This window comes from Candidatus Amarobacter glycogenicus, from assembly GCF_016704105.1.
GTDB classification, from domain to species: Bacteria; Chloroflexota; Dehalococcoidia; order Tepidiformales; family Tepidiformaceae; genus Amarobacter; species Amarobacter glycogenicus.
This window is the reverse complement of sequence record NZ_JADJAT010000004.1, coordinates 206,714-231,089: the sequence shown is the minus strand read 5'-3', so window position 1 is coordinate 231,089 and position 24,376 is coordinate 206,714. Positions and strand designations below refer to the sequence as shown.

Here is a 24,376-nt window from a genome sequence, read left to right as displayed (position 1 = left end):
TCCTTTGGGGGCTTCCGGGCCCGCATGGCTGTTGCCCCTCGGCGAGAGTGCCGCTCTCCCGAAGAGTGTCTCTGCGGTGACTATCGGGTGAACAAAGTGGCCATTGAGTGGCAAAACGGTGGACGCGACGAACTTGAGGGAAACCACTTAGGGACGGACGGACAGCGACGCCGTTCATTCCGTCCGCTTAGAATTCGGCCAACAACCCGGGAGCAGGCATGAACAATGTCCTCGCGATGATCCTGGCCGGTGGCCAGGGCGACCGTCTTTCCATCCTCTCCGAACAGCGCGCGAAACCGGCCGTCGTGTTCGGCGGGCAATACCGCATCGTCGATTTCGCGCTCTCCAACTGCTCGAACAGCGGCATCACCAAGGTCTCGGTGCTCACCCAGTACCGCCCGCGTTCGCTCGTGAACCACATCGGGGCCGGGCGCCCGTGGGGCTTCGATACGCTCGATGGCGGCATCCAGATCCTCCAGCCCTACCTGGGCCGGGCCGATAGCGACTGGTACCAGGGCACCGCCGATGCCATCTACCAGAACCTCTACGTCATCGAAGAGTCGCGCGCCCGCGAAGTCCTCATCCTCGCCGGCGACCACATCTACCTCACCTCTTACCGGAACATGATCGCCTACCACCGCAGCCAGGCGGCCGATGCGACCGTGGCCGTCTACTCTGTCCCTCGCGAAGAAGCCCACCGCTTCGGCGTGCTCGACCTCGATGCAAACGGCCGCATCATCGACTTCCAGGAAAAGCCAAAGAACCCGCGTGGCGCCTGGGCATCCATGGGCGTCTACGTCTTCAACAAGGATGTCCTCGTCGAGCAGCTCCAGTCCGATGCGGACATGGGTGAGAACAGCTCACATGACTTCGGGAAAGACATCATCCCTCGCATCTTCCAGACCCACCGGGTGTTCGGCTACCAGTACCAGTCGTACTGGCGCGATGTCGGGACCATCGAGTCGTACTGGACCGCGCATATGGACCTGCTCGCGCCCAATCCCTCGCTCAACCTGGAGGAAGCCGAGCTGAAGCTCCGCACGGCCGGCGCCATCATGCCGCCGGCGCGCTTCGGACGCGGCGCGATGGTCCGGGAATCGCTCATCTCGCCCGCTGTGCACATCAACGGCGAAGTGACGCGCTCCGTGATTTCGCCAGGGGTCGTAATCGAGGAAGGGGCGGTCGTCCGCGACTCGATCATTCAGCATCGCTGCGTGATCCGCGCCGGCGCCGTCGTCGACCGTTCGATCCTCGACAAGGAAGTGACCGTGGGGCGGGGAAGCATCGTCGGAGAAGGCGATGCCGCTATCGCCAACTTCGAACGCCCCGACATCGTGAACACCGGCATCAACGTGATCGGCAAGCGGGTCACCATCCCCGCGGGGATGTCCGTCGGACGGAACGTCGTCATCGGCCCCGGCGTCCACGACGAACTCGTGGAACGCGCCTCCCTCGAAAGCGGCGCCTCAGTCCACCCCACGACGATGCCGCTCCACCTGTTCGTCTAGATGCGGCGATACACTCTCGCCGAAGCCACGGCCCTGTTGCCTGAGGTGATCCCGGTCCTCGAAGGGCTCCGCGATGCCTATCTCGAAGTGCGCGCGGTCCAGGCGGCCGTTTCGGCCCAGGCTCGCGGCGCCTCGGGCGATGGCCACCTCCTCGCCGACCCCTTCGATGAAGGCGGAGGCGAGAACCACATCGAACGGCTCAACCAGCGCATCCGGCAGTCCGCGGCGCAGTTGGACCGCTGGGGAATCGAACTCAAGGACCCGGAAAAGGGGCTCATCGATTTCTTCCACGAGCGGGACGGCAGGATGGTCTACCTGTGCTTTCAACTCGGCGAAACGGCCATCGCCCACTGGCACGACCTGCACACGGGATTCGCCGGTCGCCAACCAATCTAGGCGGCAGCCAGTCGCTCCCAGCGCTCAGCCTTGTGGGTGTAGAGGTCGGCATCCGCTTCGCGGAGGAGCCCATCACTTTCCATGCCCGGCCTCCAGGTCGCGAACCCGCTCGAAACGGAGAGACGCTCCGATTGCGCGCCGAGAACCAGCGGGGCGCCGCGCACGGACACGTCGATCTGGCGCCGCAACACCTGCCCATCCACTGCGGCTCCATCCCAGAGAATGGCGAACTCGTCGCCACCGTGACGCGTGACGCACGCTCCCTTGGGGGCGGCCTCGCTCAGTGCGGCCGCGATCGTCCGGATCGCCACATCGCCTGCCGCGTGCCCCAGTGTGTCGTTGATTCGTTTTAGCCCGTCGACATCGACAAGGGCAAGCGAAAGCCCGGTCGTCCCTGCTTCAGCTCGCCCGATCCATTGCTCGACTGCGACATTGAAGAGCCGGCGGTTGTAGAGGCCGGTCAACTCGTCCCGCACCGCCAGTTCGTGAAGCGCTTCCGCCCAGCGCATCCCGCGCTGCTGCTGGCGCTCGCGTGTGTAGTTCGCCAGGAAGTTGATGATGACTGCCAGGCCGGCGCTGCCGGCAAGATAGCCGGCGAACCACCAGCGCGAGCCAGTGAGCCACGCCATCGTCGCGGTGCCGATCAGGAGCACGGCGAAGGCATTGCCGATGATCCGGCTCAGAAGAAGTTCCCGGCGAAGCTCGCCGGACTGGATCTCCAACAGCGGGCCGGTATCGAGTGTGTTCATGTGTCCTTCCGGAAGGTTCGGCACCGAACCTCCCTCCCTGAAGGTTCGCAATCAGGACACAGCGGCAAGTTCGACTACAATGCGCGCCAGTCGCAATCCGAGAGGCCTGCATGCCGAACCCGCTCCCCGTCCGTGACATCTTCGTCGAGGCAAACGGTCTCCGGCACCACCTGGTCGCCCGGGGCACGCCCGGCTCGCCCGTGGTGATGATGATCCACGGGCTGGCCGGCCAGGCGCATGCGTTCGATGGCATCGCCAACCACCTCGCGGCGAGCTTCCACGTCTACTGCCTGGATGTCCGCGGACGGGGCGAAAGTGCCTGGGGCCCGGCCAACGGTTACGGCATCGACACCTACGTCGCCGACCTCGAGGCCGTCCGCGAGGCACTCGGTCTGCATCGGTTCTCGCTCGTCGGGACATCGATGGGTGGGCTGATCTCGATGAACTACGCGCCGCGCTTCGGCGAACACGTTGAGAAGGTCGTCCTCAACGATGCCGGGCCGGAAGTCGACCCCGAAGGCCTCAAGCGGATCCTCACCTACGTCTCCACTGCTCCCGAAATGTTCGCCGACATGAAGGCGGTCATTCGCTACTACAAAGAGCACTATGCCCCGATGGTCGAACACCTGGCAGACGACCAGATCGCCGAATTCGCTCGCTTCAACGTGCGCAAGAGCGACAGCGGCGTGTATGTCTGGAAAATGGACCCGGCGGTACGGGCTGCCGCCGCGCCCGCGGCTTCGATGGACCAGTGGGAAGCACTCAAAGCGATAACCTGCCCGGTGCTCATCCTCCGCGGCAGCTTGAGCGACGTCCTCAGCGCTCCGATCGCGCAGCGGATGCTCGAAGCGCTCCCCAACGGCCGGCTCGTCGAAGTCCCGGGAGTCGGGCACGCACCGGTGCTGACGGAGCCGGCGGCAGTCAAGGCGCTCAACGAGTTCCTCGCGAGTTAGTCCGGTGCGACCAATTCGACTTCCGGAAAGTACGTCCGGTATCGCCTTGCATCGCGAGTCAGCAACTTGAATCCGGCGAAAGCGGCGTGGGCGCCGATGTAAAAGTCCGGCAGCGGAGACGTCTTGACACCGTCGCTGTCCCGGTACGCTCGAAACGCCCGCGCCGCCGTGAACGCTGCCTCCCACGGGAGGTTGACCCGTTCGATTCCCAGTCGATCGATGAGCCCATCGAGTTCCCGACCAGAAGCATAAGCAAAGCAGACTTCCGTATAAATGACCTGGTTGATGGCGAACGCCTCGCCGGAGAGTTCGTCGAGCCGTTCAGCGCCCCAGTCCGCCCAGGGAGAGTCGGTCGCGAGGTCAATCACAACGTTCGAATCGATAAGGACCGTCAATCTTCACCCCGCGTCATCGCCATGAGCTGTTCCGTGGTGAGTGCCCGGTTCGTTGCGCTCCCGCGCAGCTGTTCGGCGATCCAGCGTCCGCGGCTCACACCCCCTTCCTTCGCTCGGACCACCACATCGCCATCCTTCTCCACGACTTCGACTTCTGTGTGAGGCAGAAGTCCGAACTTTCGGCGAAGCTCTATCGGGATGGTGACCTGTCCCTTCTCGGTTACCTGGCCCATGCGGATACCTCCATGACGTAACACTCGCGCGGAGTACTACATGGGCAGGATACCACCGGCAGCCAGAAACGGTTATTGACAACCCGCCGCGCCACTCATACCTTGTTGGCTCAACTGAATATTGACTGCGTTGATCGGGAAGAGTAGCCGGTCAGGCGGGCCTCCAGAGAGCCGGGATTGCTGAGAACCGGTGGCTGCGCGACAGGTGAATGGGCCCGGGAGCACCAAACCCGAACCGTCCGTCCATGCGCGGCGCAGTAGGGTAAGGCGGAGTGGCACCGTTATCACAGCCATGGCCCTCACGGCTTGCCGTGGCGGCTGAAAAGGGCCTTCGCGGCGCAAGCCGGGAAGGAACAAAGGTGGCACCACGAGAACCCCTCGTCCTTTGATGACGAGGGGTTTTGTGATCTCCGCCATAACCCCGGCGCTGCCGCAACCGGAGACCATCACCGCACGCCCGGTAAACCGGGAACCTGGAGGCAATCATGGCAACGCGTAAATTCTTCCTGGAAGAGTCGGAACTCCCGACCCACTGGTACAACATCGCCGCGGACCTCAAGAACCCGCCGGCGCCGCCCCTCCACCCGGGTACGCACGGCCCGATCGGCCCCGCCGACCTGGCGCCGCTCTTCCCGATGGAACTCATCAAGCAAGAAGTCAGCACCGAACGGTTCATCGAGATCCCCGAACCCGTCCGCGAGATCCTGAAGATCTGGCGTCCCGCCCCGCTCATTCGCGCCACCTTCCTGGAGAAAGCGCTCGATACCCCGGCGCACATTTACTACAAGTACGAGGGCGTCTCGCCCAGCGGTTCCCACAAGCCCAACACCGCCGTCGCACAGGCGTACTACAACAAACTCGAAGGCGTGAAGCGCATCGCCACGGAGACCGGGGCCGGCCAGTGGGGTTCTTCGCTCGCCTTCGCCTGCAAGCTCTTCGATATCGAATGCAAGGTCTACATGGTCCGGATCTCCTACAACCAGAAGCCGTACCGCCGCTCGATGATGCGCGTCTGGGGCGGCTCGGTTGTGGCCAGCCCGAGCGACGAAACCAACGCCGGCCGCCAGGTGCTCGGGGAAGACCCGGAGAGCAACGGCTCGCTCGGCATCGCCATCAGCGAAGCGGTCGAAGACGCCGCCATGCGCGAAGACACGAAGTATTCGCTCGGCAGCGTCTTGAACCATGTCCTTATCCACCAGACCGTCATCGGCCAGGAAGCCATGAAGCAGATGGAAATGGCCGGCGAGTACCCGGACGTCGTCATCGGCTGCGCCGGCGGCGGCTCCAATGCAGCTGGCCTGCTCTTCCCCTTCCTCCGCGACCGCCTCGATGGCAAGACGAAGACCCGCTTCCTCGCGGTCGAGCCGTCGTCCTGCCCGAGCCTGACCAAGGGCGAGTACCGCTACGACTTCGGCGATGTCGCCGGGCTCACGCCGTTGATGAAGATGTACACCCTCGGCCACACCTTCATGCCGCCCGGAATCCACGCCGGCGGCCTCCGCTACCACGCCATGGCCCCGATGCTCTGCCACCTCTATGACGAGGGCTACATCGAAGCGAAGGCATACCCCCAGAACCCCTGCTTCGAAGCAGCCACCCTCTTCGCCCAGACCGAAGGGATTATCCCGGCGCCGGAGAGCTCGCACGCCATCCGCGGCGCAATCGACGAGGCACTCGCCGCGAAGGCAGCCGGCGAAAAGAAGGTCATCCTCTTCAACCTCAGCGGCCACGGACTCCTCGACCTCCAGGCCTACGACGACTACCTCGCCGGCAACCTGGTCGACGACCACTACCCGGCAGAAAAGGTCCAGGAGGCGATGCGGCACCTCCCGGTCATCTAGGACGCCCGGCAGACCCGGGATGGATGCCGTTTCCATCCCGGGTCTCCAACACCCGCACACCAGCGGGAGGAGTTTGGCCCACGTGACAACAGCAAACCTGAGCACCCTGGCGGCCTCCTGATGGCCGAAGGTGATCCGCAATCGATTGAGGCCTGGAACACCAGCGTCCGCCTGGCGGCCGCCGTTGGCCGCCTGAAGATTGGCTCGAACCTGAAGGCATCCGCCGATGCCCAGGCGAAGGCGTTCGAACTCGCGGGCATCGCCTGTGGGCTCATCGCCGAAGCTGCCGGGCGCGATGGCCCCGCCCAGGCGGGCATCCTCCGCGACGCCCGCGGCGCACTCGCCCAGTGCAAGTCGTGGATCCACGTCCTCGCAGCCGTCACCAACGAGCAAGAGAGCGTCTTCGGTAACGAAATCGACCTCGTCGACCAGGCCTCGCGCCAGATAACCGCCTACGTCCGGTCGATCGAGCGCGGCCCCGCCCAGGCTGGTCCGCGCCCGCCGATGCGGCCAGGCGGCGGACAGCCTCCGCGCCCCGGCGGACCGCCGCGCAACCCCGGAGGCCCACGATGACTGAGCGCAAACGCATCCTCACGGGCATCCGGCCGACCGGCGCCCTGCACCTCGGCCACTATGCCGGGGCGCTCGAAAACTGGGTGCGCTTGCAGCATGACTACGAGACGTACTTCCTCATCGCCGACTACCAGGTCTCGGACTACGCGGATGACATCAAGCGCGTCCGCGACGCAGTCTGGGAGGTCGCGCTCGACTGGCTCTCCGTAGGCCTTGATCCGGAGGGAAGCTCCTTCGTCATCGAGAGCCTTGTGCCCGAGCACACGGAGCTCGCCACCTGGCTCGGCTGGTTCCTTCCTGTCGCTATGCTCGAACGGAACCCCCACCCTGAAGGCCGAAATGGCGGCCATGGAAGAACCGGAAGAGGGCCAGGAACGGAAGCCTGTGCCCGTCGCGTTCTACACGTACCCGGTCATGCAGGTCTCGAACATCCTGCTCCCTCGTGCCCACCTCGTCCCCGTCGGCGAAGACCAGTTGCCGCACATCGAACTCACACGCGAGACAGCGCGCCGCTTCAACCATCGCTTCAAGGAGGTCTTCCCGGAACCTGAAGCACTGGTCGGGCGTGTCGCTCGCCTCGTGGGGACCGATGGCAACGCGAAAATGAGCAAGTCGCGCGGCAACACCATCGACCTCAAAGACGATGCCGCGACGGTCTCCCGGAAGGTGAAGCGGATGTACGCCGGGCCGCCCCGCGAACTCGATGAACCCGGGAATGTCCAGGACAACCCGATCTTCCTCTACCTCGACGCCTTCGATCCCGACACCGAAACGGTGGCCGGCCTCAAAGACGATTACGGGAAAAGCGGCGTGCCCAACAAGGTGCTGAAAGACCGCCTGACCCAGGTCTTGAATGACCGGCTCGACCCGTTCCGCGAGCGGAGGGCGTACTACGAAGCGCGTATGCCGCTTGTGCGCGAATCGCTCGAAGCGGGCACCAACCGGATGCGCATCATCGCCCGCGAGACGATGGAAATGGTCCGCGACGCCCTCGACCTGAACTACCTGGGGAAGTACTGATGCTCCGGCCGACGCTCGATGAAGTGAAGGCGATGGCGGCGAAAGCCGAAGGCAACCTCGTGCCGATTTTCCGCGAAGTGACCGCGGACCTGGAAACCCCGGTCTCCGCCTTCCTCAAGGTGCGCACCGGGCAGTACTCGTTCCTGCTCGAGTCGGTGGAAGGCGGCGAACGTCTGGCGCGCTATTCGTTCATCGGCACCCAGCCCTACCGCGTCTTGAAGACCGGGCCCGGCCAGGAGTACGACGGCGACCCGCTCCTTCCACTTGAGCAGGAGATGGCACGCTTCAAGGCGGTTTCGGTCCCCGGCGTCCCGGCCTTCACCGGGGGCGCGATCGGCTACGTCGCCTACGACGCTGTTCGCCACTTCGAGCCGCGCGTCGTCCCCCCGGAAACCGACGTCCTCGGCATCCCCGAGGCAATCTTCCTCTTCTGCGACTCGATGGTCGTGTTCGACCACATCCACCACACCATCAAGGTCATCGCGCATTGCCGGCTCGACGGCGACATCGACTCTTCCTACCGGCAGGCAGCGTTCCAGATCGACGAAATCGTCGACCGCCTGAATAGCCCGACGATCAAGCTTCCCGAACAGGAAGTCGCCGCCGTACTTCGCACCAACGGCCAGGCCGAGAGCAACGTCGGTCGCGAGGGCTACGAACTCATGGTGGAACGCATCCGCGACTACGTGATCGCGGGCGACGTGATCCAGGCGGTGCCTTCCCAGCGGCTCGCCCGGCCGACGGCTGTCCACCCGTTCAACATCTACCGCCAGCTCCGGACCGTGAACCCGTCGCCATACATGTTCTACCTCGAGCTCGGCGACTTCCAGGTAGTCGGCGCCTCGCCCGAGCTCCTCGTCCGCGTGGAAGACGGTGAAGTCGTGACCCACCCGATCGCCGGCACTCGCCCGCGCGGTGCTACGCCGGAAGAGGACGACAGACTCGCGGTGGAACTCCTCGCCGACGAAAAAGAGCGTGCCGAGCACATCATGCTTGTCGACCTTGGCCGGAACGACGTCGGGCGCGTTGCCGCTCCCGGCAGCGTCCGCGTCACGAAGATGATGGAGATCGAGCGCTACTCACACGTCATGCACATCGTTTCCAACGTCTCCGGCCAACTCGCGCCGGGCAAGACACCTTTCGACGCGTTCCGGGCGGTGTTCCCGGCGGGCACCGTCTCCGGCGCCCCGAAGGTTCGAGCGATGGAAATCATCGCCGAGCTGGAGCCATCGAAACGGGGCATCTACGCCGGCGCCGTCGGCTACACGAGCTTCGCCGGCAGCCTCGACACCTGCATCGCCATCCGCACGATGCTGGTGAAGGACGGGGTCGCCTACCTTCAGGCCGGGGGCGGCATCGTCTACGACTCCGTCCCGGATACCGAGTACGTCGAGACCGTCAACAAGATGCGCGCGCTCATGCGTGCCATCGACCAGGCGGAAATCGCCGCCGCCGAGGTCAAGACCGGTAGCCTCGGCTACGGCTAGGCAGGCGCACCAGAGCCGCCCGCGATGCGGGTCGCAGGCACTTCGAGGAAAGGGGGACGGGAAGGTGACCGACAGGCGGCCTGACTGCGTCTACGGGGTGCTCGTTCGCGACGGGCGAGTCTTCGTGCGCTTGATGGATGGCCACTTCGGCCTGCCCGGCGGCGTATTCCGCCCGATGGCCGAAGACCGCAAGGTCGAGCTGACCGCCCACCTCTGGGACCAGCTGGGCATTGAAGCCGCCTCGATCTGGGGCCAGGGAGCCTTCATCTACCGCAACCCGGAGGAAGACCGCGAGAAATTCTGCGGCTTCTACTCCGTGTGGGACTGGACCGGCGACGTGCCCCCGGAAGCCGGGCGCTGGCTGACCGATACCGAGCTCGCGATGACCGCCCTCCCGGCATCCCTCCGTATCCTCCTTTTCAGCATCCTCCAGACGCACGCGATGAAGACAACATGAGACAGGACATCCACATGGCGGCAATCCTCGAACGCGACGGCAGGCTGTTCCTCGTCCGTGCACGGCCCGATGCCCCGTGGGAACTCCCGGGCGGGCCGCTGCCGCTCGAAAACGACGACATCGACGCCGAGATGGATGCTGTCCTCCAGCGGCTGGGAGTGATGGCGCCCGCCATCGAAGAAGACTTCCTCCAGACCCACTACTTCCCGGTCGAAGGCGGCCAGGTCGTTTATAACGTCTACGCCGCCACGGAATGGGTGGGGGATCCGTCGGTCAGCCCAGGACACGGCGCCGGCTGGTTCGGGCTCGAAGACATCCAGGCCATCCACATGGACGAGCGCGCACGCAACGCCATCCTCCAGGCCTTCGGCCTCAAAGAAGCCGAGGACGACACCGCCAGGATCATGGCGGCCCTCAGCGGACAGGCGGCCGCGGCCCCCGCCGGAGCTCCCTCGCTCGACCTGCTCCCTGCCCCGGAAACGGGAAACCGCGGCGAGCGAAGCCGGCGCGCTGCGGGCCTGGATGTGCTCGGGGCGCTGCGCGCCTCCGATGCCCTCGAAGCCGCCGCCCGGCTGGAGAAAGCCCGGCCGGAGCTCGCCGGAGACATCATCGACTTCGCCCTCGGAGAAGTCTGGGCGAGTCCGGCTCTCGACCCCCGCACCCGCAGCCTCGAGGCCATCTCCATGTTGGCCGCAACGGGCCGCACCGGCGCTCCGCTGCGCACGCATATCGAAGGCGCCCTGAACTACGGCGTCAGCCCCGAACAAGTGGTCGAGACCCTGCGTATGGTCGCTGTCTACGCAGGCTTCCCTGCAGCGCTCGAAGCCTGGCCGGTAATGGAAGCCACCTTCGCCCAGCGCGGCATCCCTCGCCCGGGGAGGCCTTCGTGACCGCGGTGCTCTGGGATATGGACGACACCTTGCTCAACACCCTGCCGGGCCGGATGAAGGCGCTCGCCTACGCCCACGAGGCCTGCCTGGGCTGGAAGACCGACCCCGAGGCCCTCTGGCGTTCGCACCGCGGCGGCAGTCTCGAGGACATGGGCCGCCGCCTGCTGCCGGATGACTACATGCGCTTCGTGAACACTTACCGCGAGCACTACTACAACCTCGCGCGCGAGATCGACCCGTATCCCGGGGTGGTCGCCGTCCTCGAAGCCTTCCAGCAAGCCGAGATCCCGATGGCCGTCGTCACCTCCAAGATCGCCTGGGGGGCGACTGAAGAACTGACCTCGACCGGGCTCCTTCAGTATTTCCACTCCGTCGTCGGCGCCGACGACACCGACGACCACAAGCCGGACCCCGCGCCGGTCTACGAGGCGCTCGATCGGCTCCTCATCGAGGCGTCGCCGCGCGTCGTCTTCGTTGGCGACAGCCCGGCAGACGTCTGGGCGGCGAAGAACGCCGGAGTGACCTCCGTCGCCGCGCTCTGGGGCACGCTCGATGCCGAACTCCTGCTCGATGCAAGCCCCCATCACACCGTCAAGACCCCCGGCGAAGTGCTCGCGGTTTTCGCAAGTGAGGCATCGCCATCGTGACCGCGAACTTCGAGAAATACCTGTCGCACGTGGGCGTCCGCTTCTACCGCAGCGGCGGCGTGGAGCTCGTCCTCGTCCCCTTGATGCGCGAAACGGCAAGCTTCACGCGGTCCGCGGGCGATGGGTACTTCCTCGTATCTCTCATGGGCGAACCCGGCAGCGCCTACCCGCTGAACCTGCGCTCCCCGGGTTCGTACGAGCCCGCATACCTGGAGAAGAAGTTCAAACTCGACCGGCGGGGATTCGGCTATACCCCCGAAGAGCTGGCCGCCACCTTGCGCCTCATCGCCGAAGACCTGGCCCACGAGGAGGGACTGGACCAATGACCACCGTTCTCATCGATAACTACGACAGCTTCACCTACAACCTCTACCAGTACCTCGCCGAGCTGGGCGCCGACGTGAGAGTGTTTCGCAACGACCAGGTGACCATGGCCGAGATCCGTGCCCTCAACCCGGACCACGTCGTCATCTCGCCGGGCCCCGGCAACCCGGACGATGCCGGCATCTCCCGCGACGTCATCCGGGAGTACGCGGGGAAGGTCCCGGTCCTCGGCGTCTGCCTTGGGCACCAGTGCATCTACGATGTCTACGGCGGCACGGTGGCCGGGGCCGGGGAGATCAAGCACGGCAAGACCTCCCACATCCACCATGACGGCAGGGGCGTCTTCAAAGACATCCCGAATGACTACGAAGCCGTCCGTTACCACTCGCTCGCCGGGACACCGGAGACCCAGCCACGTGAACTCGAAGTCACCGCAACGTCCGAGAGCGGCGTCATCATGGGCATCCGCCACCGGGATCTGAAAGTCGAAGGCGTCCAGTTCCACCCCGAGTCGATCGCCACAGAACACGGCAAGGACCTGCTGAAGAACTTCCTCGAAATGGAGGGCGGAAGATGGTGATCCAGGATGCCATCCGCGCACTCGCGGAACGCGGCCCGCTGACCGGCTCGGAGACGGCCGCCGCCCTCGAGGAGATCATGACCGGCAACGCCAGCCCGGCCCAGGTCGGCGCCTTCCTCGCGGCGATGCGCGTCCGCGGCGAAACCGCCGAAGCCGTCGCTGCCGGCCTTGCCGTCATGGAGACCCATGCCGAACCGTGCCCCGTCTCCGACGTCATCGATATCTGCGGGACCGGCGGCGACGGTATCGACACCATCAACGTCTCCACGGCGGCGGGCTTTGTCGTCGCCGCCAACGGCGTGCGCGTGGCGAAGCATGGGAACCGCGCGGCATCCTCGAAGTGCGGCAGTGCCGACGTCCTCGAAGCCCTCGGCGCCCGCATCGACCTCGGCGGCGAACAGGTCGCAAAGGTCATCAATTCCTGCGGATTCGGCTTCCTCTTCGCGCAACGCTTCCACCCGGCCATGCGCCACGTTGGCGGCCCTCGCCGCGAAATCGGGATCCGCACCATTTTCAATATCCTCGGGCCGCTCTCGAACCCGGCAAGGCCGCGCGCCCAACTCGTCGGGGTCGGCGCACGCGCTATCGGCCCGATTGTGGCGGAAGCACTCGCCCTCCGCGGTATGGCGCGCGCGCTGGTGGTCCACTCGAACGACGGCATGGACGAGATCAGTACCGCCGTCCCCACGCACGCATGGATCGTCGCCGATGGGGAGGTCTCCGAGCGCGAACTCGCTCCCGCCGATTTCGCCCTTCCCGTCCGCCCCATCTCCGATGTCGCCGGCGGTGACTCCCGCCAGAACGCTGGCGACATCCTCGCCATCCTCGATGGACACGACGGCCCGAAGACCGAGTTTGTCCTGATGAACGCCGCTGCCGCTCTCTTTGTCGCCGGCAAGGCCACAGCCTTCCCCGAAGGCGTCGTGCTCGCCCGCGAAGCCATCGCTTCCGGACGCGCACGAGAAGTGCTCGACCATTATGTCGCGCTCACGCAGGAGGCCGGCAGTGACTGAACCCGCTGCCCGGACATCTATCGCCCAGTCCGACCTCTTCGCGGAGCGAGAGCTCGAACTCACCACTCCGCAGGGGCGGGCGGGCAAGCTGCATGTGCGCATCGCGCGGCCGGTCGAAGCCCTGGACGGTTCGTGGAACTGCGGCTTGCACCTCCAGGAAGTGGAAGGCACCGTCACGGAACTCTCCGGCGAAGACTCGCTCCAGGCGCTCGTCCATGCGCTCTACGTAATCCCGGTCCTCATCGGGCAACTCCGAAAGCAGGGTTTCACCGTCACCCTCGAAGGCCACGAGGAACTGCTTTTGCCCGAGTTTCCACTCCCCGGGGCCGGCCATGCCTGAGCCGACGATCCTCGACACGATCGTCGCCCGCCGGAAGCTCGACGTGGCGGAAGCGAAGCTGGCGAAGCCCGCACAGGCGCTCCAGGCCGCCCTCGCCGGCGCGCCAACCCCCATCGACTTCGCCGAGCGCCTGCGCCGCGACCGGCCGATGGCCGTCATCGCCGAAGTGAAGCGCGCCTCTCCGAGCAAAGGCGACATCGCCCCCGGGATGGACGCCGTCGCCCAGGGGATGAGATACGCCAGCGGCGGCGCCGCCGGAATCTCGGTGCTCACGGAGCCAACCTGGTTCAAGGGCACGCTTGCCGACCTCGCCGGAGTCCGCGGAGCCGTCGAATCGATGGGCGAAACCCGCCCGGCGGTGTTGCGCAAGGACTTCATCATCGACGAGTACCAGGTCCTCGAAGCGCGCGTCGCCGGCGCCGACTCCGTGCTGCTCATCGTGGCTTCCCTGGACGATGAGACGCTGGCACAACTCCTGGACTTCTCCCGCGAACTCGGCATGGAACCGCTCGTCGAGGTGAACAACGCGGAAGAGATGCGCCGCGCAATCGATAGCGGGGCGGCGATCATCGGCATCAACAACCGTGATCTCCGCAGCTTCGATGTCGACCTGGGCACGACCGACCGGCTTGCCGGGCTGGCTTCTGGCGGCGTGCTGCTCGCCGCGCTCAGTGGGATCAGCACCCGCGCAGATGTCGAGCGCTTCCAGGCCGCGGGCGCCGGCGCGGTGCTGGTCGGCGAATCGCTGATGCTCGCCGACGACCCGGCCGCGAAGATCGGCGAGCTCCGCGGACTCCCTGCCCCGGCGGTGCGGCCATGACTCTCGTCAAGATCTGCGGGATTCGTGAAGCCGAAACCGCCCTCGAGACCGCGAAGGCCGGCGCCGACTTCATCGGCATCATGTTCGCCGAATCGAAGCGCCGGGTGACGCCCCAGCAGTGCCACGACATCGTCGAGGCAATCAAGGGCGGCCGCAGCCAGGCAGGCGAGGCCACCTTCGAAGGCCCCGTCCGCGGCGAGGTCTCGGCACGCACCTGGTTCGGCGCCTGGGCCGAGGCCATCGACCAGTCGGCGACCAGCTGGCGCCCGCTCCTCGTCGGCGTCTTCGCCGGGATGAACCCGGACGAAGTGAACGACATCGCCGATGCCGCCGGCCTCGACCTCGTGCAACTCTCCGGCGGTGAGGACGATGATTTCGTCCGGCGTGTCCACCGGCCGGTCCTCCGTGCCGTCCACGTCCACTCCGGCATGTCCGCCGAAGATGTCGAGGACCGATGCGTCCCCGGGATCTCCGCAGGACTGCTCCTGGACACCGGTTCGGCTGGCGCACTCGGCGGGACAGGCACAACCTTCGATTGGTCGATCGCCGCTCAGGTCGGGGAACGGAAGCCATTCCTGCTTGCCGGGGGCCTGACGCCCGAAAACGTGGCCGAAGCCATCGGGCAGGTAGAGCCATGGGGCGTCGACGTTTCCACCGGCGTCGCAACCGGCGGGGTCAAAGACATCGAGAAGATCCGCGCGTTCATCCGCGCGGCGAAAGGGGCTCCTGTTGGCCGTTGAAACACCACTTCCGTGGCACTTTGGCGAATTCGGGGGGCGCTTCATCCCGGAAGTGCTCGTCGCCGCCCACGAAGAACTCGAGCGCGAGTACAACCGGGCCAGCGCCGACCCCGAGTTCCACCGCGAACTGGACTACCTGCTGAAGCATTACGTGGGGCGCGCGACGCCGCTCTACCATGCCGAACGCCTCACCCGCGAATGCGGCGGCTCTCGCATCTGGCTCAAGCGCGAAGACCTCGCCCACACCGGCGCCCATAAGATCAACAACGCCCTCGGGCAGGCCCTCCTCGCGAAGCGTATCGGCAAGCCGCGCATCATCGCCGAAACCGGGGCCGGCCAACACGGAGTGGCCACCGCCACGGTCTGCGCCATGCTCGACCTGGAATGCGTCGTTTACATGGGCAGCGAGGACATCAAGCGCCAATCGCTCAATGCCTTCCGCATGAAGATGCTCGGCGCGACCCTGGTCCCGGTGGAATCCGGCAGCAAGACGCTCAAGGACGCCATCAACGAGGCCATGCGCGATTGGGTGACCAACGTCGAGACGACCCACTACATCATCGGCTCGGCAATCGGCCCTCACCCGTTCCCGACGATAGTGCGCGACTTCCAGTCCGTCATCGGCAAGGAAGCGCGCGCCCAGATGCTCGAGCAGGCCGGGAAACTGCCTGATGTGGCGATCGCCTGCGTCGGCGGCGGCAGCAACGCCATCGGCCTCTTCCACCCCTTCGTCGATGACCCGGTCCGCCTCATCGGCGTCGAAGCCGGCGGCGACGGTGTCGGGACCGGCCGGCACTCGGCGACGCTAGTAGCCGGCCGGCCGGGCGTGCTCCACGGCACGAAAACGTACCTCCTCCAGGATGCCGACGGGCAGATACTCGAGACCCACAGCATCTCGGCGGGGCTCGACTACCCCGGCGTCGGGCCGGAGCACGCCTGGCTGAAGACCAGCGAACGCGCCGAATACGTCGCCGTCGATGACAAACAGGCCCTCGAAGGGTTCCAGGCACTGACCAGGACGGAGGGCATCATCCCTGCTCTCGAACCGTCGCACGCCATCTACCACGCCATGCGTGTCGCCCGTGAACTCGGCCCAGGAAAGGACATCCTGCTCGGGCTCAGCGGCCGCGGCGACAAGGACATGCACACCGTCGCGGGAGCGTTGGGAGTGACGCTCTGAACGAAGCCGCCGTCCACCGGCCGCCGAGGACGTTCGGCTGGGGGCCGAAGGAGGCCCTCATTGGCGTTGGCGGGTTCATCGGGCTGTTCATCGTCATCTCCGTGGCAATCGTGCTCTTCGCATTGACGACCGATGAATTTACGACCGACGACATCGGCGACAGCTTCGAGAAGATGAACGCCGTCGCCCGGTACGCCGACCAGCGCCTCGAAGCGGCGGCGAACAGCCGGGCCCTCCCCACCCCGCCGGCCGTGCTGGCCGACCAGCGTGACCTCCGCTTCGCCCTGGTGATGACCGGTGTGTCCCAGGTCTTCCTGGTGGCGCTCGTGATCATGGTCGCCCGCCAGGGTTTCTCCGGGTTCGTGCGGCAAACCGGCATGGACCAGATCAACCCCGGGAGGATCTGGCTGATCGCCGGGTGCGTCATCCTCGCCTACGCCGGGACCTTCCTCTACTCGATCGCGGCCGCGGCGACCGGGATCTCGTGGCTCGAACCGACCTCGACCGTGCCGGCAGCGGTCATCCGCGACGACACGACGTTCGCGATCACCGGCATCGTCACGCTCATCGGCGCCCCACTTTCGGAGGAAATGTTCTTCCGCGGGCTGGTCTTCAGTGGACTGAGCCGTTGGGGAACGATCATCGCTGCGCTTATCTCCGGGTTCATGTTCAGCCTCGTGCACTTCGACCCGGGCAGTTTCATCCCGTTCGTCGGGATCGCCCTCCTGATCGGCTGGATCTACTGGCGCCGGGGCTCACTCTGGGACTCCATCGCCTTCCACTTCCTCTTCAATGCGACGAGTTTCGCAATCATGGCGGCCACACGATGAGCCCGCGGAAGCTGGGCGAGATGCCCTGGGGCGAAACTGCAGTGCTCCTCGGCATCTGGCTCGGGCTCGCGGCGTTCATCGTGCCGAGATTGCTCATCGGGCCGACGGCCGGCGCGGTGGGTGCGGAACGGGCGTTCACCGACATCGGCAACTCCTTCGAAAAGGCGGCGGCGGTGGCCGAATACGCCGACCTGCGTCTCGTCCGCGCGGCTGCAGGAAATGCAGTGCCGGACCCGCCTCGGATCCACGGAGACGTCGTCGCAGCCCGTGTCGCCTGGGGATATGCCATCCTCGCGACGCTCCTCTTCGGTGGTATCGCGCTGGTCGCCGGCCGCCAGGGGCCCGGGCGCTTCGCCTCGCTGACCGGCCTTCGGCGATTCGACTTCGACCGCCTCTGGATCCCCGGACTGGCAGTCATGGCCGTTTACCTCGCCGCCGGCCTCTACACCAGGGCTATAGACGCCTTCGGGATCGACGCGCTCCAGGGCGAGCCGGGCGGGCTCGAAGTCACCGCGCGGGACTCCTGGGCGCTGGCACTCTACGGAGTGACAACCCTCGTGGCGGCGCCGTTCGGCGAAGAGTTGTTCTACCGCGGCCTCGTCTTCGGCGGGCTGAGCCAATGGGGATTCCTCCCGGCGTCTGCTGTCTCGAGCGTCCTCTTCGCGCTCTCCCACCTCGATGCGGCGACGGTCATCCCCTTCGCCTGCGCGGGGCTGGTGATGTGCTGGCTCTACTGGCGGAGCGGCTCCCTCTGGGATGCCATCGCCTTTCACGTGCTTTTCAATCTGCTCAGCTTCATTCTCTTATTGGCGAGGATCTGATCGATGTCGAAACGAATGCGCGAACTGTTCGAAGACGCCCGCCGCAACGGGCGCAAGCTTTTCATCCCGTACGTCACCGCCGGCTACCCAACTATGAAGGACACGGTCCCGATCCTGCTGGCGGCGGAGGCCGGTGGAGCCGACATCATCGAAATCGGCGTCCCCTTCACCGACCCGATGGCCGACGGCGCAACCATCCAGCACGCGAACCAGATCGCGCTTGAGCACGGCATCTCGGTTCAGGGCTGTTTCGATATCGTCCGCGAGGCCCGCGAGAAGGGGCTGAAGGCCCCGATCGTCCTCATGGGCTACTACAACCCCCTCTACTCCCGGGGCGAAGCCCGTGCCGTCGCCGAAGCGAAAGCGGCGGGGGCGGACGGTTTCATCGTCGTCGACTTGCCCGCCGAAGAGAGCGGCAACTTCCTCGCGGCATGCCGGGCGAACGACATGAGTCTCATCCCCCTGGTGGCTCCTACAAGCACGAATGAGCGCATCGAACTGCTGGCGACCACCGCCGATGCATGGATGTACTGCGTCAGCGTGACAGGCACGACAGGCGGGAAAACGGTGGATTCGGGAGACCTCGCAACCTTCATTTCGCGCGTGCGCGCCCACACCTCGCTCCCCCTCGCCGTCGGCTTCGGGGTCAATACGCGCAAGCAGGCCGATATCGTCCGCGAAGTCGCCGATGCAGCAGTCGTGGGCTCTGCTATAATCGCGACCATTGACGCCGCGGAGGAAGACCACCGCGCGCAGAGCGTCAGGGAGTTTGTGGAGGATGTCTCCGGTCGATAGTGGACAGGTGATAGCGGCCCGCACGTGGGCTAACGAGCGCCGATGGGCGTGGCGTTGGCCCTTCGTGGGCCGCGCTTATGGCTGTCCGCTGGCCGGGGCTTTTGCGCTCCCGGTTCGCTAAGGGCACAGACACACAACCCGATCGAACCAACCCTGGAGGAGGCAACTGCGCGTATGCCGGTTCGCGGCGTCCGTGGTGCGACTACTGTCACCCGGAACCAGAAAGACGAGATCCTCGAAGTCACGACCGAGCTGCTAAAAACCATGCTCGACGTGAACGGCATCAATACCGAGGACATCGCTTCCTGCTGGATCACCACAACGCCCGACGTGTTCGCCGAATTCCCGGCGGTTGCAGCGCGCCACATAGGGTGGACGCAAGTCCCCCTGATGCAGAGCCACGAAATGTCGGTCCCCGGCATGCTCCCGCTCTGCATCCGTGTCCTTCTCCACTGGAATACGGAGAAAACCCAGAGTGATATCCGCCACGTCTACCTCCGAGAGGCAGCACGCCTCCGGCCAGACCTCAGCTCGAGTACTTTCTCGACCGCGCGTTAGTGGAGAACCCCCCGTGATTATCGTTGTATCGCCGGACGCAAGCCCGGAAGACCTTGACCACATCGTTGCCCGGGTAGAAGAGACCGGGCGCCAGGCACACCTGTCCGTTGGCACCGAACGCAGCATCATCGGCGTCATCGGCCCCGATGACCCCTCCCTTCAGGACACCTTCGAGGCCCTCCCCCACGTCGAGTCCGTCCACCGCGTCACGAAGCCCTACAAGCTCGTCAGCCGCGACTTCCATCCCGCGAACACCATCGTCGATGTCGGCCTCGGTGTAACCGTCGGTGGAACCGAACTGGCCGTGATGGCGGGGCCCTGCTCGATCGAAAACGAATCGCACATCTTCGACGCCGCTCGCGCGGTCAAGGCCGCCGGCGCGAACATGCTCAGGGGCGGCGCATACAAGCCGCGCAGCTCGCCTTACGCGTTTCGTGGACTGGGCCCGGAAGGTCTCGCCTACCTTGCCGCTGCGGGCAAGGCATCAGGCCTGCCCGTCATCACCGAGCTCATGAGCGTCCGCGACATCGACGCGGTCTGCCGGTACTCCGACGTCATCCAGATTGGCGCCCGGAACATGCAGAACTTCATCCTCCTCGATGAGGTCGGCAAGGCGAAGAAACCCGTCATGCTGAAGCGCGCCCTCGCCGGCCAGATCGAAGAGTGGCTGCTCGCGGCGGAGTACATCCTGGCACAGGGCAACCCGGATGTGATCCTCTGCGAACGCGGCATCCGCACCTTCGAAACGGCCTACCGCAACACCTTCGACGTGAACGCGATCCCGCTCGTGAAGGAGCTCAGCCATCTCCCTATCATCGCCGACCCGAGCCACGGCACAGGCAAGGTGGGGCTGGTCACGCCGGTTGCGATGGCAGGCATCGCCGCTGGCGCCGACGGCCTCATGATCGAGGTCCACAACGACCCCGAACACGCCCTCAGCGACGGCGCCCAGTCGTTGACCTATGAAAGGTTCGGAGTGATGATGCGCTCGGTCGCCGGTATCGCTGCCGCCGTCGAGAGGACCCTCTCAGGAGTGAGAGCGCCTGTCGCGGCACGATAACGGAGAGGGTCGTAAGACCAGGACGGGGGTGCCCCTGCGGGGGGGCGCTGGCCCGTCGGGAGTCATGGCCGAAATTTCCCTCCCCGTTTTCCAGGGCCCCCTGGACTTGTTGCTGCACCTCATCGAGCGAGACGACCTCGACATCACGGCCGTCTCGCTGGTCGCTGTCACCGACCAGTACCTCAGGGCCATCCGGACCGGCGAGCGCTTCGACCCGCAGGCGCTCGCCGAGTTCGTGGCTGTCGGCGCCAAGCTGATTTACCTGAAGTCGAAAGCGCTCCTCCCGCGGCCCCCGCAGGAAGACGCGGACCTCCTGGAAGACGACGATGTCGGCGCCGAGCTGATCGAATTGCTCCGGGAGTACCGGCGCTTCTCCGAAGTCGCTGACCTCCTGGAGGAGCGCCAGGAGGAAGGCTCCCGCATCTACACGCGCCTCGCGCCGCCGCCCGAAGCACCGGAAGGGACCGGCCTCGGCAACGTCACCATGGACCGGCTCCGGGCGATCATGCTCGAGGTACTCAACAAGACGCCCGTCGAGCCTCGCACGCGGGCGGTCATCCCGCGGGACACGACGATGACCCTGAGCGACCGCATGTTCGACTTCCGGGAGCGCCTCCAGCGGCGCGGGAAGTTCTCCTTCCGGCGGATGATGATGGAGTGCAAGACGCGAGTAGACGTCGTCGTCTCCTTTCTCGCGGTGCTCGAACTCATCCGCTCCGGGGAATGCGATGCCGAGCAGGACGGGGCATGGGGAGACATCGTCGTGGTGGCGCTGGTACGGGTGTAGCGGCAAGCGGCGCCCGGTGGCCGTGATATCATGCCAGCCGTGGGGTCAGTGGAACTTCAGGAGCTCATCGAGCGGACTCCCGGCATAGCCGGCGGCCGTCCATGTCTCGCCGGTACCGGCATGCCGGTGATACAGCTCGCTGTGCACTACCGGGCAGGCGAGAGTCCGAGCCGGCTATTGCGGCGATTCCCCCACCTCGACCTCGTAAGGATTCACGCCGCGATCGCCTACTACCTGGCGAACCAAGCGGCCATTGACGCCGAAATCGAGCGCGAAGCACTGGCCTTCCAGGCAGCAAAACGGAGCCAGGAAACGACCGCGCGGTCCGCGTAAGCATTGGATCTGCGGCTGTACATGGACCAGGACTCTCTCGATGCGCTGGTGATTGCAGGGCTGCGCCGCGCCGGGGCGGACGTGCTCTCGTCAGCCGATGCCGGACGGCAACGCGCGCCCGACCACGAGCAACTGGTGTTCGCGACGGCTCAAGAGCGGGCGATCTACACCGCCAACCGCCCCGACTTCGCCAGGTTGCACGCCGAGTGGATGGCAACGGGCCAAAGCCACTGGGGCGTCATCATCAGGTCTCGGCAGCAGATTAGCGTGCGGGAACAAATCCGGCTTCTGGTCGCTGCCGCACGGCAACTCACCCACGACCAGTGGCGCGACCGAATCCTCTATCTCTGAACCACGCCGCCACAGCCACCCCGATTCCCCCACCCACCGCATCCAACCCCACATCCAACCAGTTCGAATCCCGGTTCGGGACGAACGACTGGTGAAGCTCGTCACTCATGCCATACAGGACCGAGACCGCCCACGCCGCGAGCACGACCACCGCGACGGGCTGCGCCGAGAGATACGTGCGGAGCGCGCCGAACGCGAGCGCCCCGAAAACCAGGTACTCGATCACGTGGGCGACTTCGTACTTCCACTCGCCACCACCGGCGTCCGGCGGGTTGGGAAAGCTCGAAACGACGAAGATCGCCACCGCCCAGCCGAGCAAGGCGAAAAGGGGGAGGTGTCGCACCAGCCCCAGTCTACGGACGGGAGTGCTCCAGTCTCAGCATGGGATCCCCGAGTGAGCACTCACCCCTTTGAGATCTACGCCGCGATCGCGGCGCATGCACAGTCCACCCTGCGTTGGTAGGCTGTCATGCACATGACCATTCCGTCGTTCACTGCCGCGCAGCTTGCTGCAGGTGCGCCCGGCCCCGAAACCGCGCTCACTATCGGCGTCCTGGACGGTGTCCACCTGGGACACCAGGCGTTGCTTCAGCGCCTGCGCGACGAAGCCCGCAAGCTCGCGCTCTCCCCTGGCGTCGTCACCCTTCACCCCCACCCGATCACCGTCCTCCGCCCGGAGGTGGCGCCAAGCTACCTGACCTCGCTGGAAGACCGGATGGAACTGATTCGCGCCGCCGGCGCCGATTGGGTCGTCCCGCTGACGTTCACGGGCGAGGTCTCCGAAGTCGAATGCGAGGAGCTGGCTGGAGCGTTCTACGACCTCCTGCGCATGCGGCTGATGGTCCTCGGGCCCGATTCCTCGTTCGGGCGCGGCGCGCCGAAAGATACGGTCGATCGTATGCGGAAGCTGGGCGCGGATCTCGGCTTCGAAGTCGTCCAGATCGAACCGCTCATGCACGACCACGAACGCTACAGTTCGACAGCCGTGCGCCGCGCGCTTGCCGATGGAGACATGGACCGCGTGACATCGCTCCTCGGCCGCCGGTACACCATCTCTGGCCCCGTCGTCCACGGCTTCGAACGGGGCCGCACCATCGGCTTCCCAACCGCCAACATCTCCGTTGCCCGCGACCGCGCCCTCCCAGGGATCGGCGTCTATGCCACGCGCGCCCGCGTCGCCGGACATGTGCTCAAGGGCGCGACCAACATCGGCCGGCGCCCGACCTTCGATGCCGGCCACATCTCGATCGAGACTCACCTGCTCGATTTCGAAGGCGATATCTACGGTGAACGCATGGACCTCGAGATCCTCGCACGCGTCCGCGGCGAAGTGAGGTTCGAAAGCGTCGCTCAGTTGAAGGCCCAGATCGCCAAAGACGTCGACTCCGCCCGCAATCTCGTCCCCTGACCGGGACTGCCACCACCGACCGTCCCAGGGGAACGCACACCATGACCAGGACCATGCCTCCAGTCGACGACCAGATCACCGTACTCATGAGCGGCGTTGACTACGGCGATGCGCTCCTCCGCCAGCAGATGGAACGCGAACTTCGGCTCCTCATCGAGCAGGACCGCCCGCTCCGGGTCTACCTGGGCATCGACCCAACTGCCACCTCGCTCACCCTCGGCCACACGGTGCCCCTCCGGAAGCTGCGCCAGTTCCAGCAGTTCGGCCACCATGCGATATTCCTCATCGGCGACTACACCGCGCTCATCGGCGACCCAAGCGACAAGAACAAGCTTCGGCCGATGCTCACCACCGAAGACATCCAGCGGAACGAGGCCACCTACTTCGACCAGGCCGCCCGCATCCTCGACGCGCAGCAGACCGAACTTCGCCACAATTCCGAGTGGCTCGGCCAGCTCAGCTTCCCCGACATCATCAGCCTGATGTCCAAGTTCACCGTCGCAGAAATGCTCCGGCGCGATAACTTCCGCACCCGCTTCGATGCGGGCGATGCCGTCTACCTCCACGAATTCCTCTACGCCCTCATGCAGGGCTACGACGCCTACGCGCTCGAGTGCGATGTCCAGGTTGGGGGCACCGAACAGCTCTTTAACCTCATGGCTGGCCGCAAGATCCAGGAGGACGCGGGCCAGAAGCCCCACGTGCCCGTCACCCTGCCCATCCTCGTCGGTCTCGACGGCAAGGAGCGCATGTCGAAGTCGAAGGGAAACCACATCGGCGTCGGCGACTCCCCCGGGGAGCAGTACGGAAAAGCGATGTCGATCCCGGACGAGGCCGTCGAGGACTTCTTCACGCTCGCCACCAACCTCCACCCCGATCAGGTCCGGGAAGTCATGGACGAGACCCGTAGCGGGCGGCGCAGCCCGATCGACACGAAAAAGCACCTCGCATGGACGATCGTCTCGGAGTTCTGGGGCGAAGCCGCAGCAGCGGAGGCCCAGGATCATTTCGAACGCACCATCCAGCGCAAGGAGGTACCGGACGAAGTGCCCGAGCACAGCGTGGCGGACGGCGCTTTGCTGCTCGATGTCGTTGTCGAAGCGGGTGCGGCGCCATCGAGACGTGAAGCCCGGAGGCTGTTCGAACAGCGCGCGGTGACGATGGACGGCAACGTCGTCGAGCCCACGACTCCTGCGCGCAAGGGGACGATCGTCCAGGTAGGCAAGCGGCGCTGGATCAGGCTCGTCTAGCAGCGCCGACCGGACAGAGTGACATCACCTTCACAGA

General features: G+C 65.7%; 31 protein-coding genes and 1 other annotated feature. Of the genes, 27 read left to right on the top strand and 4 right to left on the bottom strand.

All coding sequences use genetic code 11. From position 1 onward, the window contains the following. Positions 1 to 218: 218 nt before the first annotated feature. Positions 219 to 1,508 (top strand): sugar phosphate nucleotidyltransferase, encoded by a 1,290-nt coding sequence (locus IPG14_RS08530; RefSeq protein ID WP_343391516.1) that lies wholly within the window; start codon positions 219 to 221, stop codon positions 1,506 to 1,508. Beyond that, the gene (locus IPG14_RS08525) at positions 1,509 to 1,904 is read left to right on the top strand and encodes a DUF2203 domain-containing protein (RefSeq protein ID WP_343386740.1); all 396 of its coding nucleotides are present in this window, start codon (positions 1,509 to 1,511) and stop codon (positions 1,902 to 1,904) included. On the opposite strand, the gene IPG14_RS08520 is transcribed toward IPG14_RS08525, so the two are convergent. Next, positions 1,901 to 2,677 carry a GGDEF domain-containing protein gene (locus tag IPG14_RS08520; protein ID WP_343391515.1) on the bottom strand — a complete coding sequence of 259 codons (777 nt, stop codon included), beginning with the start codon at positions 2,675 to 2,677 and terminating at the stop codon, positions 1,901 to 1,903. The genes IPG14_RS08525 and IPG14_RS08520 overlap by 4 nt on opposite strands. A gap of 86 nt (positions 2,678 to 2,763) precedes the next feature. Here IPG14_RS08520 and IPG14_RS08515 point away from each other — a divergent pair, with 86 nt between their 5' ends. After that, on the top strand, positions 2,764 to 3,606 hold the full coding sequence (locus IPG14_RS08515) for an alpha/beta hydrolase (protein WP_343391514.1): 843 nt from the start codon (positions 2,764 to 2,766) through the stop codon (positions 3,604 to 3,606). Here IPG14_RS08515 and IPG14_RS08510 read toward each other — a convergent pair. Further along, positions 3,603 to 4,001 carry a PIN domain-containing protein gene (locus tag IPG14_RS08510; protein WP_343391513.1) on the bottom strand — a complete coding sequence of 133 codons (399 nt, stop codon included), beginning with the start codon at positions 3,999 to 4,001 and terminating at the stop codon, positions 3,603 to 3,605. The two genes, IPG14_RS08515 and IPG14_RS08510, sit on opposite strands and share 4 nt — an antisense overlap. Further along, positions 3,998 to 4,234 (bottom strand): AbrB/MazE/SpoVT family DNA-binding domain-containing protein, encoded by a 237-nt coding sequence (locus tag IPG14_RS08505; protein WP_343388904.1) that lies wholly within the window; start codon positions 4,232 to 4,234, stop codon positions 3,998 to 4,000. The genes IPG14_RS08510 and IPG14_RS08505 overlap by 4 nt, the downstream gene beginning before the upstream one ends. A gap of 121 nt (positions 4,235 to 4,355) precedes the next feature. Beyond that, positions 4,356 to 4,623: a binding site (T-box leader), on the top strand. 96 nt (positions 4,624 to 4,719) lie between these two features. Here IPG14_RS08505 and IPG14_RS08500 point away from each other — a divergent pair. From IPG14_RS08500 to IPG14_RS08395, 22 genes are all read left to right on the top strand, one after another. Beyond that, entirely contained in the window at positions 4,720 to 6,075 is a 1,356-nt protein-coding gene (locus IPG14_RS08500) for a TrpB-like pyridoxal phosphate-dependent enzyme (protein WP_343386745.1), read from the top strand. Between the two features lie 120 nt (positions 6,076 to 6,195). Beyond that, positions 6,196 to 6,648: a hypothetical protein gene (locus IPG14_RS08495; RefSeq protein WP_343388905.1), complete on the top strand. Its 453-nt coding sequence runs from the start codon at positions 6,196 to 6,198 to the stop codon at positions 6,646 to 6,648. Positions 6,649 to 6,987: 339 nt separating this feature from the next. After that, a complete protein-coding gene (locus tag IPG14_RS08490) occupies positions 6,988 to 7,668 on the top strand; it encodes a hypothetical protein (protein ID WP_343391512.1) in 681 nt (226 codons plus the stop codon). Further along, on the top strand, positions 7,668 to 9,155 hold the full coding sequence (gene trpE, locus IPG14_RS08485; protein ID WP_343391511.1) for an anthranilate synthase component I: 1,488 nt from the start codon (positions 7,668 to 7,670) through the stop codon (positions 9,153 to 9,155). The genes IPG14_RS08490 and trpE overlap by 1 nt, the downstream gene beginning before the upstream one ends. Before the next feature lie 64 nt (positions 9,156 to 9,219). Beyond that, complete coding sequence (locus IPG14_RS08480; protein WP_343391510.1) at positions 9,220 to 9,612, top strand: hypothetical protein; 393 nt, start codon at positions 9,220 to 9,222, stop codon at positions 9,610 to 9,612. After that, entirely contained in the window at positions 9,609 to 10,502 is an 894-nt protein-coding gene (locus tag IPG14_RS08475) for a carboxymuconolactone decarboxylase family protein (protein ID WP_343391509.1), read from the top strand. Before IPG14_RS08480 ends, IPG14_RS08475 begins: the two co-directional genes overlap by 4 nt. Then, the gene (locus IPG14_RS08470) at positions 10,499 to 11,149 is read left to right on the top strand and encodes an HAD-IA family hydrolase (RefSeq protein ID WP_343386751.1); all 651 of its coding nucleotides are present in this window, start codon (positions 10,499 to 10,501) and stop codon (positions 11,147 to 11,149) included. Before IPG14_RS08475 ends, IPG14_RS08470 begins: the two co-directional genes overlap by 4 nt. Beyond that, positions 11,146 to 11,475, top strand: coding sequence for a hypothetical protein (locus IPG14_RS08465; RefSeq protein WP_343386752.1), 330 nt, complete (start codon positions 11,146 to 11,148; stop codon positions 11,473 to 11,475). The genes IPG14_RS08470 and IPG14_RS08465 overlap by 4 nt, the downstream gene beginning before the upstream one ends. Next, positions 11,472 to 12,053: an aminodeoxychorismate/anthranilate synthase component II gene (locus tag IPG14_RS08460; protein WP_343391508.1), complete on the top strand. Its 582-nt coding sequence runs from the start codon at positions 11,472 to 11,474 to the stop codon at positions 12,051 to 12,053. Before IPG14_RS08465 ends, IPG14_RS08460 begins: the two co-directional genes overlap by 4 nt. Next, complete coding sequence (trpD, locus tag IPG14_RS08455) at positions 12,047 to 13,066, top strand: anthranilate phosphoribosyltransferase (protein WP_343391507.1); 1,020 nt, start codon at positions 12,047 to 12,049, stop codon at positions 13,064 to 13,066. The genes IPG14_RS08460 and trpD overlap by 7 nt, the downstream gene beginning before the upstream one ends. Continuing rightward, positions 13,059 to 13,406: a hypothetical protein gene (locus IPG14_RS08450; protein ID WP_343391506.1), complete on the top strand. Its 348-nt coding sequence runs from the start codon at positions 13,059 to 13,061 to the stop codon at positions 13,404 to 13,406. The genes trpD and IPG14_RS08450 overlap by 8 nt, the downstream gene beginning before the upstream one ends. Continuing rightward, positions 13,399 to 14,226, top strand: coding sequence for an indole-3-glycerol phosphate synthase TrpC (gene trpC, locus IPG14_RS08445; RefSeq protein ID WP_343391505.1), 828 nt, complete (start codon positions 13,399 to 13,401; stop codon positions 14,224 to 14,226). The genes IPG14_RS08450 and trpC overlap by 8 nt, the downstream gene beginning before the upstream one ends. Beyond that, positions 14,223 to 14,966 (top strand): phosphoribosylanthranilate isomerase, encoded by a 744-nt coding sequence (locus tag IPG14_RS08440; protein ID WP_343391504.1) that lies wholly within the window; start codon positions 14,223 to 14,225, stop codon positions 14,964 to 14,966. The genes trpC and IPG14_RS08440 overlap by 4 nt, the downstream gene beginning before the upstream one ends. Then, positions 14,956 to 16,146, top strand: coding sequence for a tryptophan synthase subunit beta (gene trpB / locus IPG14_RS08435; protein WP_343391503.1), 1,191 nt, complete (start codon positions 14,956 to 14,958; stop codon positions 16,144 to 16,146). Before IPG14_RS08440 ends, trpB begins: the two co-directional genes overlap by 11 nt. A 101-nt stretch (positions 16,147 to 16,247) precedes the next feature. Next, positions 16,248 to 16,976, top strand: a complete 729-nt coding sequence (locus IPG14_RS08430; RefSeq protein WP_343391502.1) for a CPBP family intramembrane glutamic endopeptidase — start codon at positions 16,248 to 16,250, stop codon at positions 16,974 to 16,976. Continuing rightward, complete coding sequence (locus IPG14_RS08425; RefSeq protein ID WP_343391501.1) at positions 16,973 to 17,797, top strand: CPBP family intramembrane glutamic endopeptidase; 825 nt, start codon at positions 16,973 to 16,975, stop codon at positions 17,795 to 17,797. Before IPG14_RS08430 ends, IPG14_RS08425 begins: the two co-directional genes overlap by 4 nt. A 3-nt stretch (positions 17,798 to 17,800) precedes the next feature. Continuing rightward, complete coding sequence (gene trpA / locus IPG14_RS08420) at positions 17,801 to 18,592, top strand: tryptophan synthase subunit alpha (protein ID WP_343386761.1); 792 nt, start codon at positions 17,801 to 17,803, stop codon at positions 18,590 to 18,592. 174 nt (positions 18,593 to 18,766) lie between these two features. After that, the gene (gene aroH / locus IPG14_RS08415) at positions 18,767 to 19,150 is read left to right on the top strand and encodes a chorismate mutase (protein ID WP_343386762.1); all 384 of its coding nucleotides are present in this window, start codon (positions 18,767 to 18,769) and stop codon (positions 19,148 to 19,150) included. Positions 19,151 to 19,163: 13 nt separating this feature from the next. Then, positions 19,164 to 20,210: a 3-deoxy-7-phosphoheptulonate synthase gene (aroF, locus tag IPG14_RS08410; RefSeq protein ID WP_343391500.1), complete on the top strand. Its 1,047-nt coding sequence runs from the start codon at positions 19,164 to 19,166 to the stop codon at positions 20,208 to 20,210. Positions 20,211 to 20,274: 64 nt separating this feature from the next. Then, positions 20,275 to 20,997 (top strand): segregation/condensation protein A, encoded by a 723-nt coding sequence (locus IPG14_RS08405; protein ID WP_343391499.1) that lies wholly within the window; start codon positions 20,275 to 20,277, stop codon positions 20,995 to 20,997. A gap of 39 nt (positions 20,998 to 21,036) precedes the next feature. After that, positions 21,037 to 21,330 (top strand): DUF433 domain-containing protein, encoded by a 294-nt coding sequence (locus tag IPG14_RS08400; RefSeq protein ID WP_343391498.1) that lies wholly within the window; start codon positions 21,037 to 21,039, stop codon positions 21,328 to 21,330. Between the two features lie 21 nt (positions 21,331 to 21,351). Beyond that, entirely contained in the window at positions 21,352 to 21,681 is a 330-nt protein-coding gene (locus IPG14_RS08395) for a DUF5615 family PIN-like protein (protein ID WP_343391497.1), read from the top strand. On the opposite strand, the gene IPG14_RS08390 is transcribed toward IPG14_RS08395, so the two are convergent. Then, positions 21,641 to 22,024, bottom strand: a complete 384-nt coding sequence (locus tag IPG14_RS08390) for a VanZ family protein (protein ID WP_343391496.1) — start codon at positions 22,022 to 22,024, stop codon at positions 21,641 to 21,643. The two genes, IPG14_RS08395 and IPG14_RS08390, sit on opposite strands and share 41 nt — an antisense overlap. Positions 22,025 to 22,156: 132 nt before the next feature. On the opposite strand from IPG14_RS08390, the gene ribF reads away from it, so the two are divergent. Beyond that, positions 22,157 to 23,089 (top strand): riboflavin biosynthesis protein RibF, encoded by a 933-nt coding sequence (ribF, locus tag IPG14_RS08385; RefSeq protein WP_343391495.1) that lies wholly within the window; start codon positions 22,157 to 22,159, stop codon positions 23,087 to 23,089. 41 nt (positions 23,090 to 23,130) lie between these two features. After that, on the top strand, positions 23,131 to 24,339 hold the full coding sequence (tyrS, locus tag IPG14_RS08380) for a tyrosine--tRNA ligase (protein ID WP_343391494.1): 1,209 nt from the start codon (positions 23,131 to 23,133) through the stop codon (positions 24,337 to 24,339). Positions 24,340 to 24,376 lie beyond the last annotated feature (37 nt).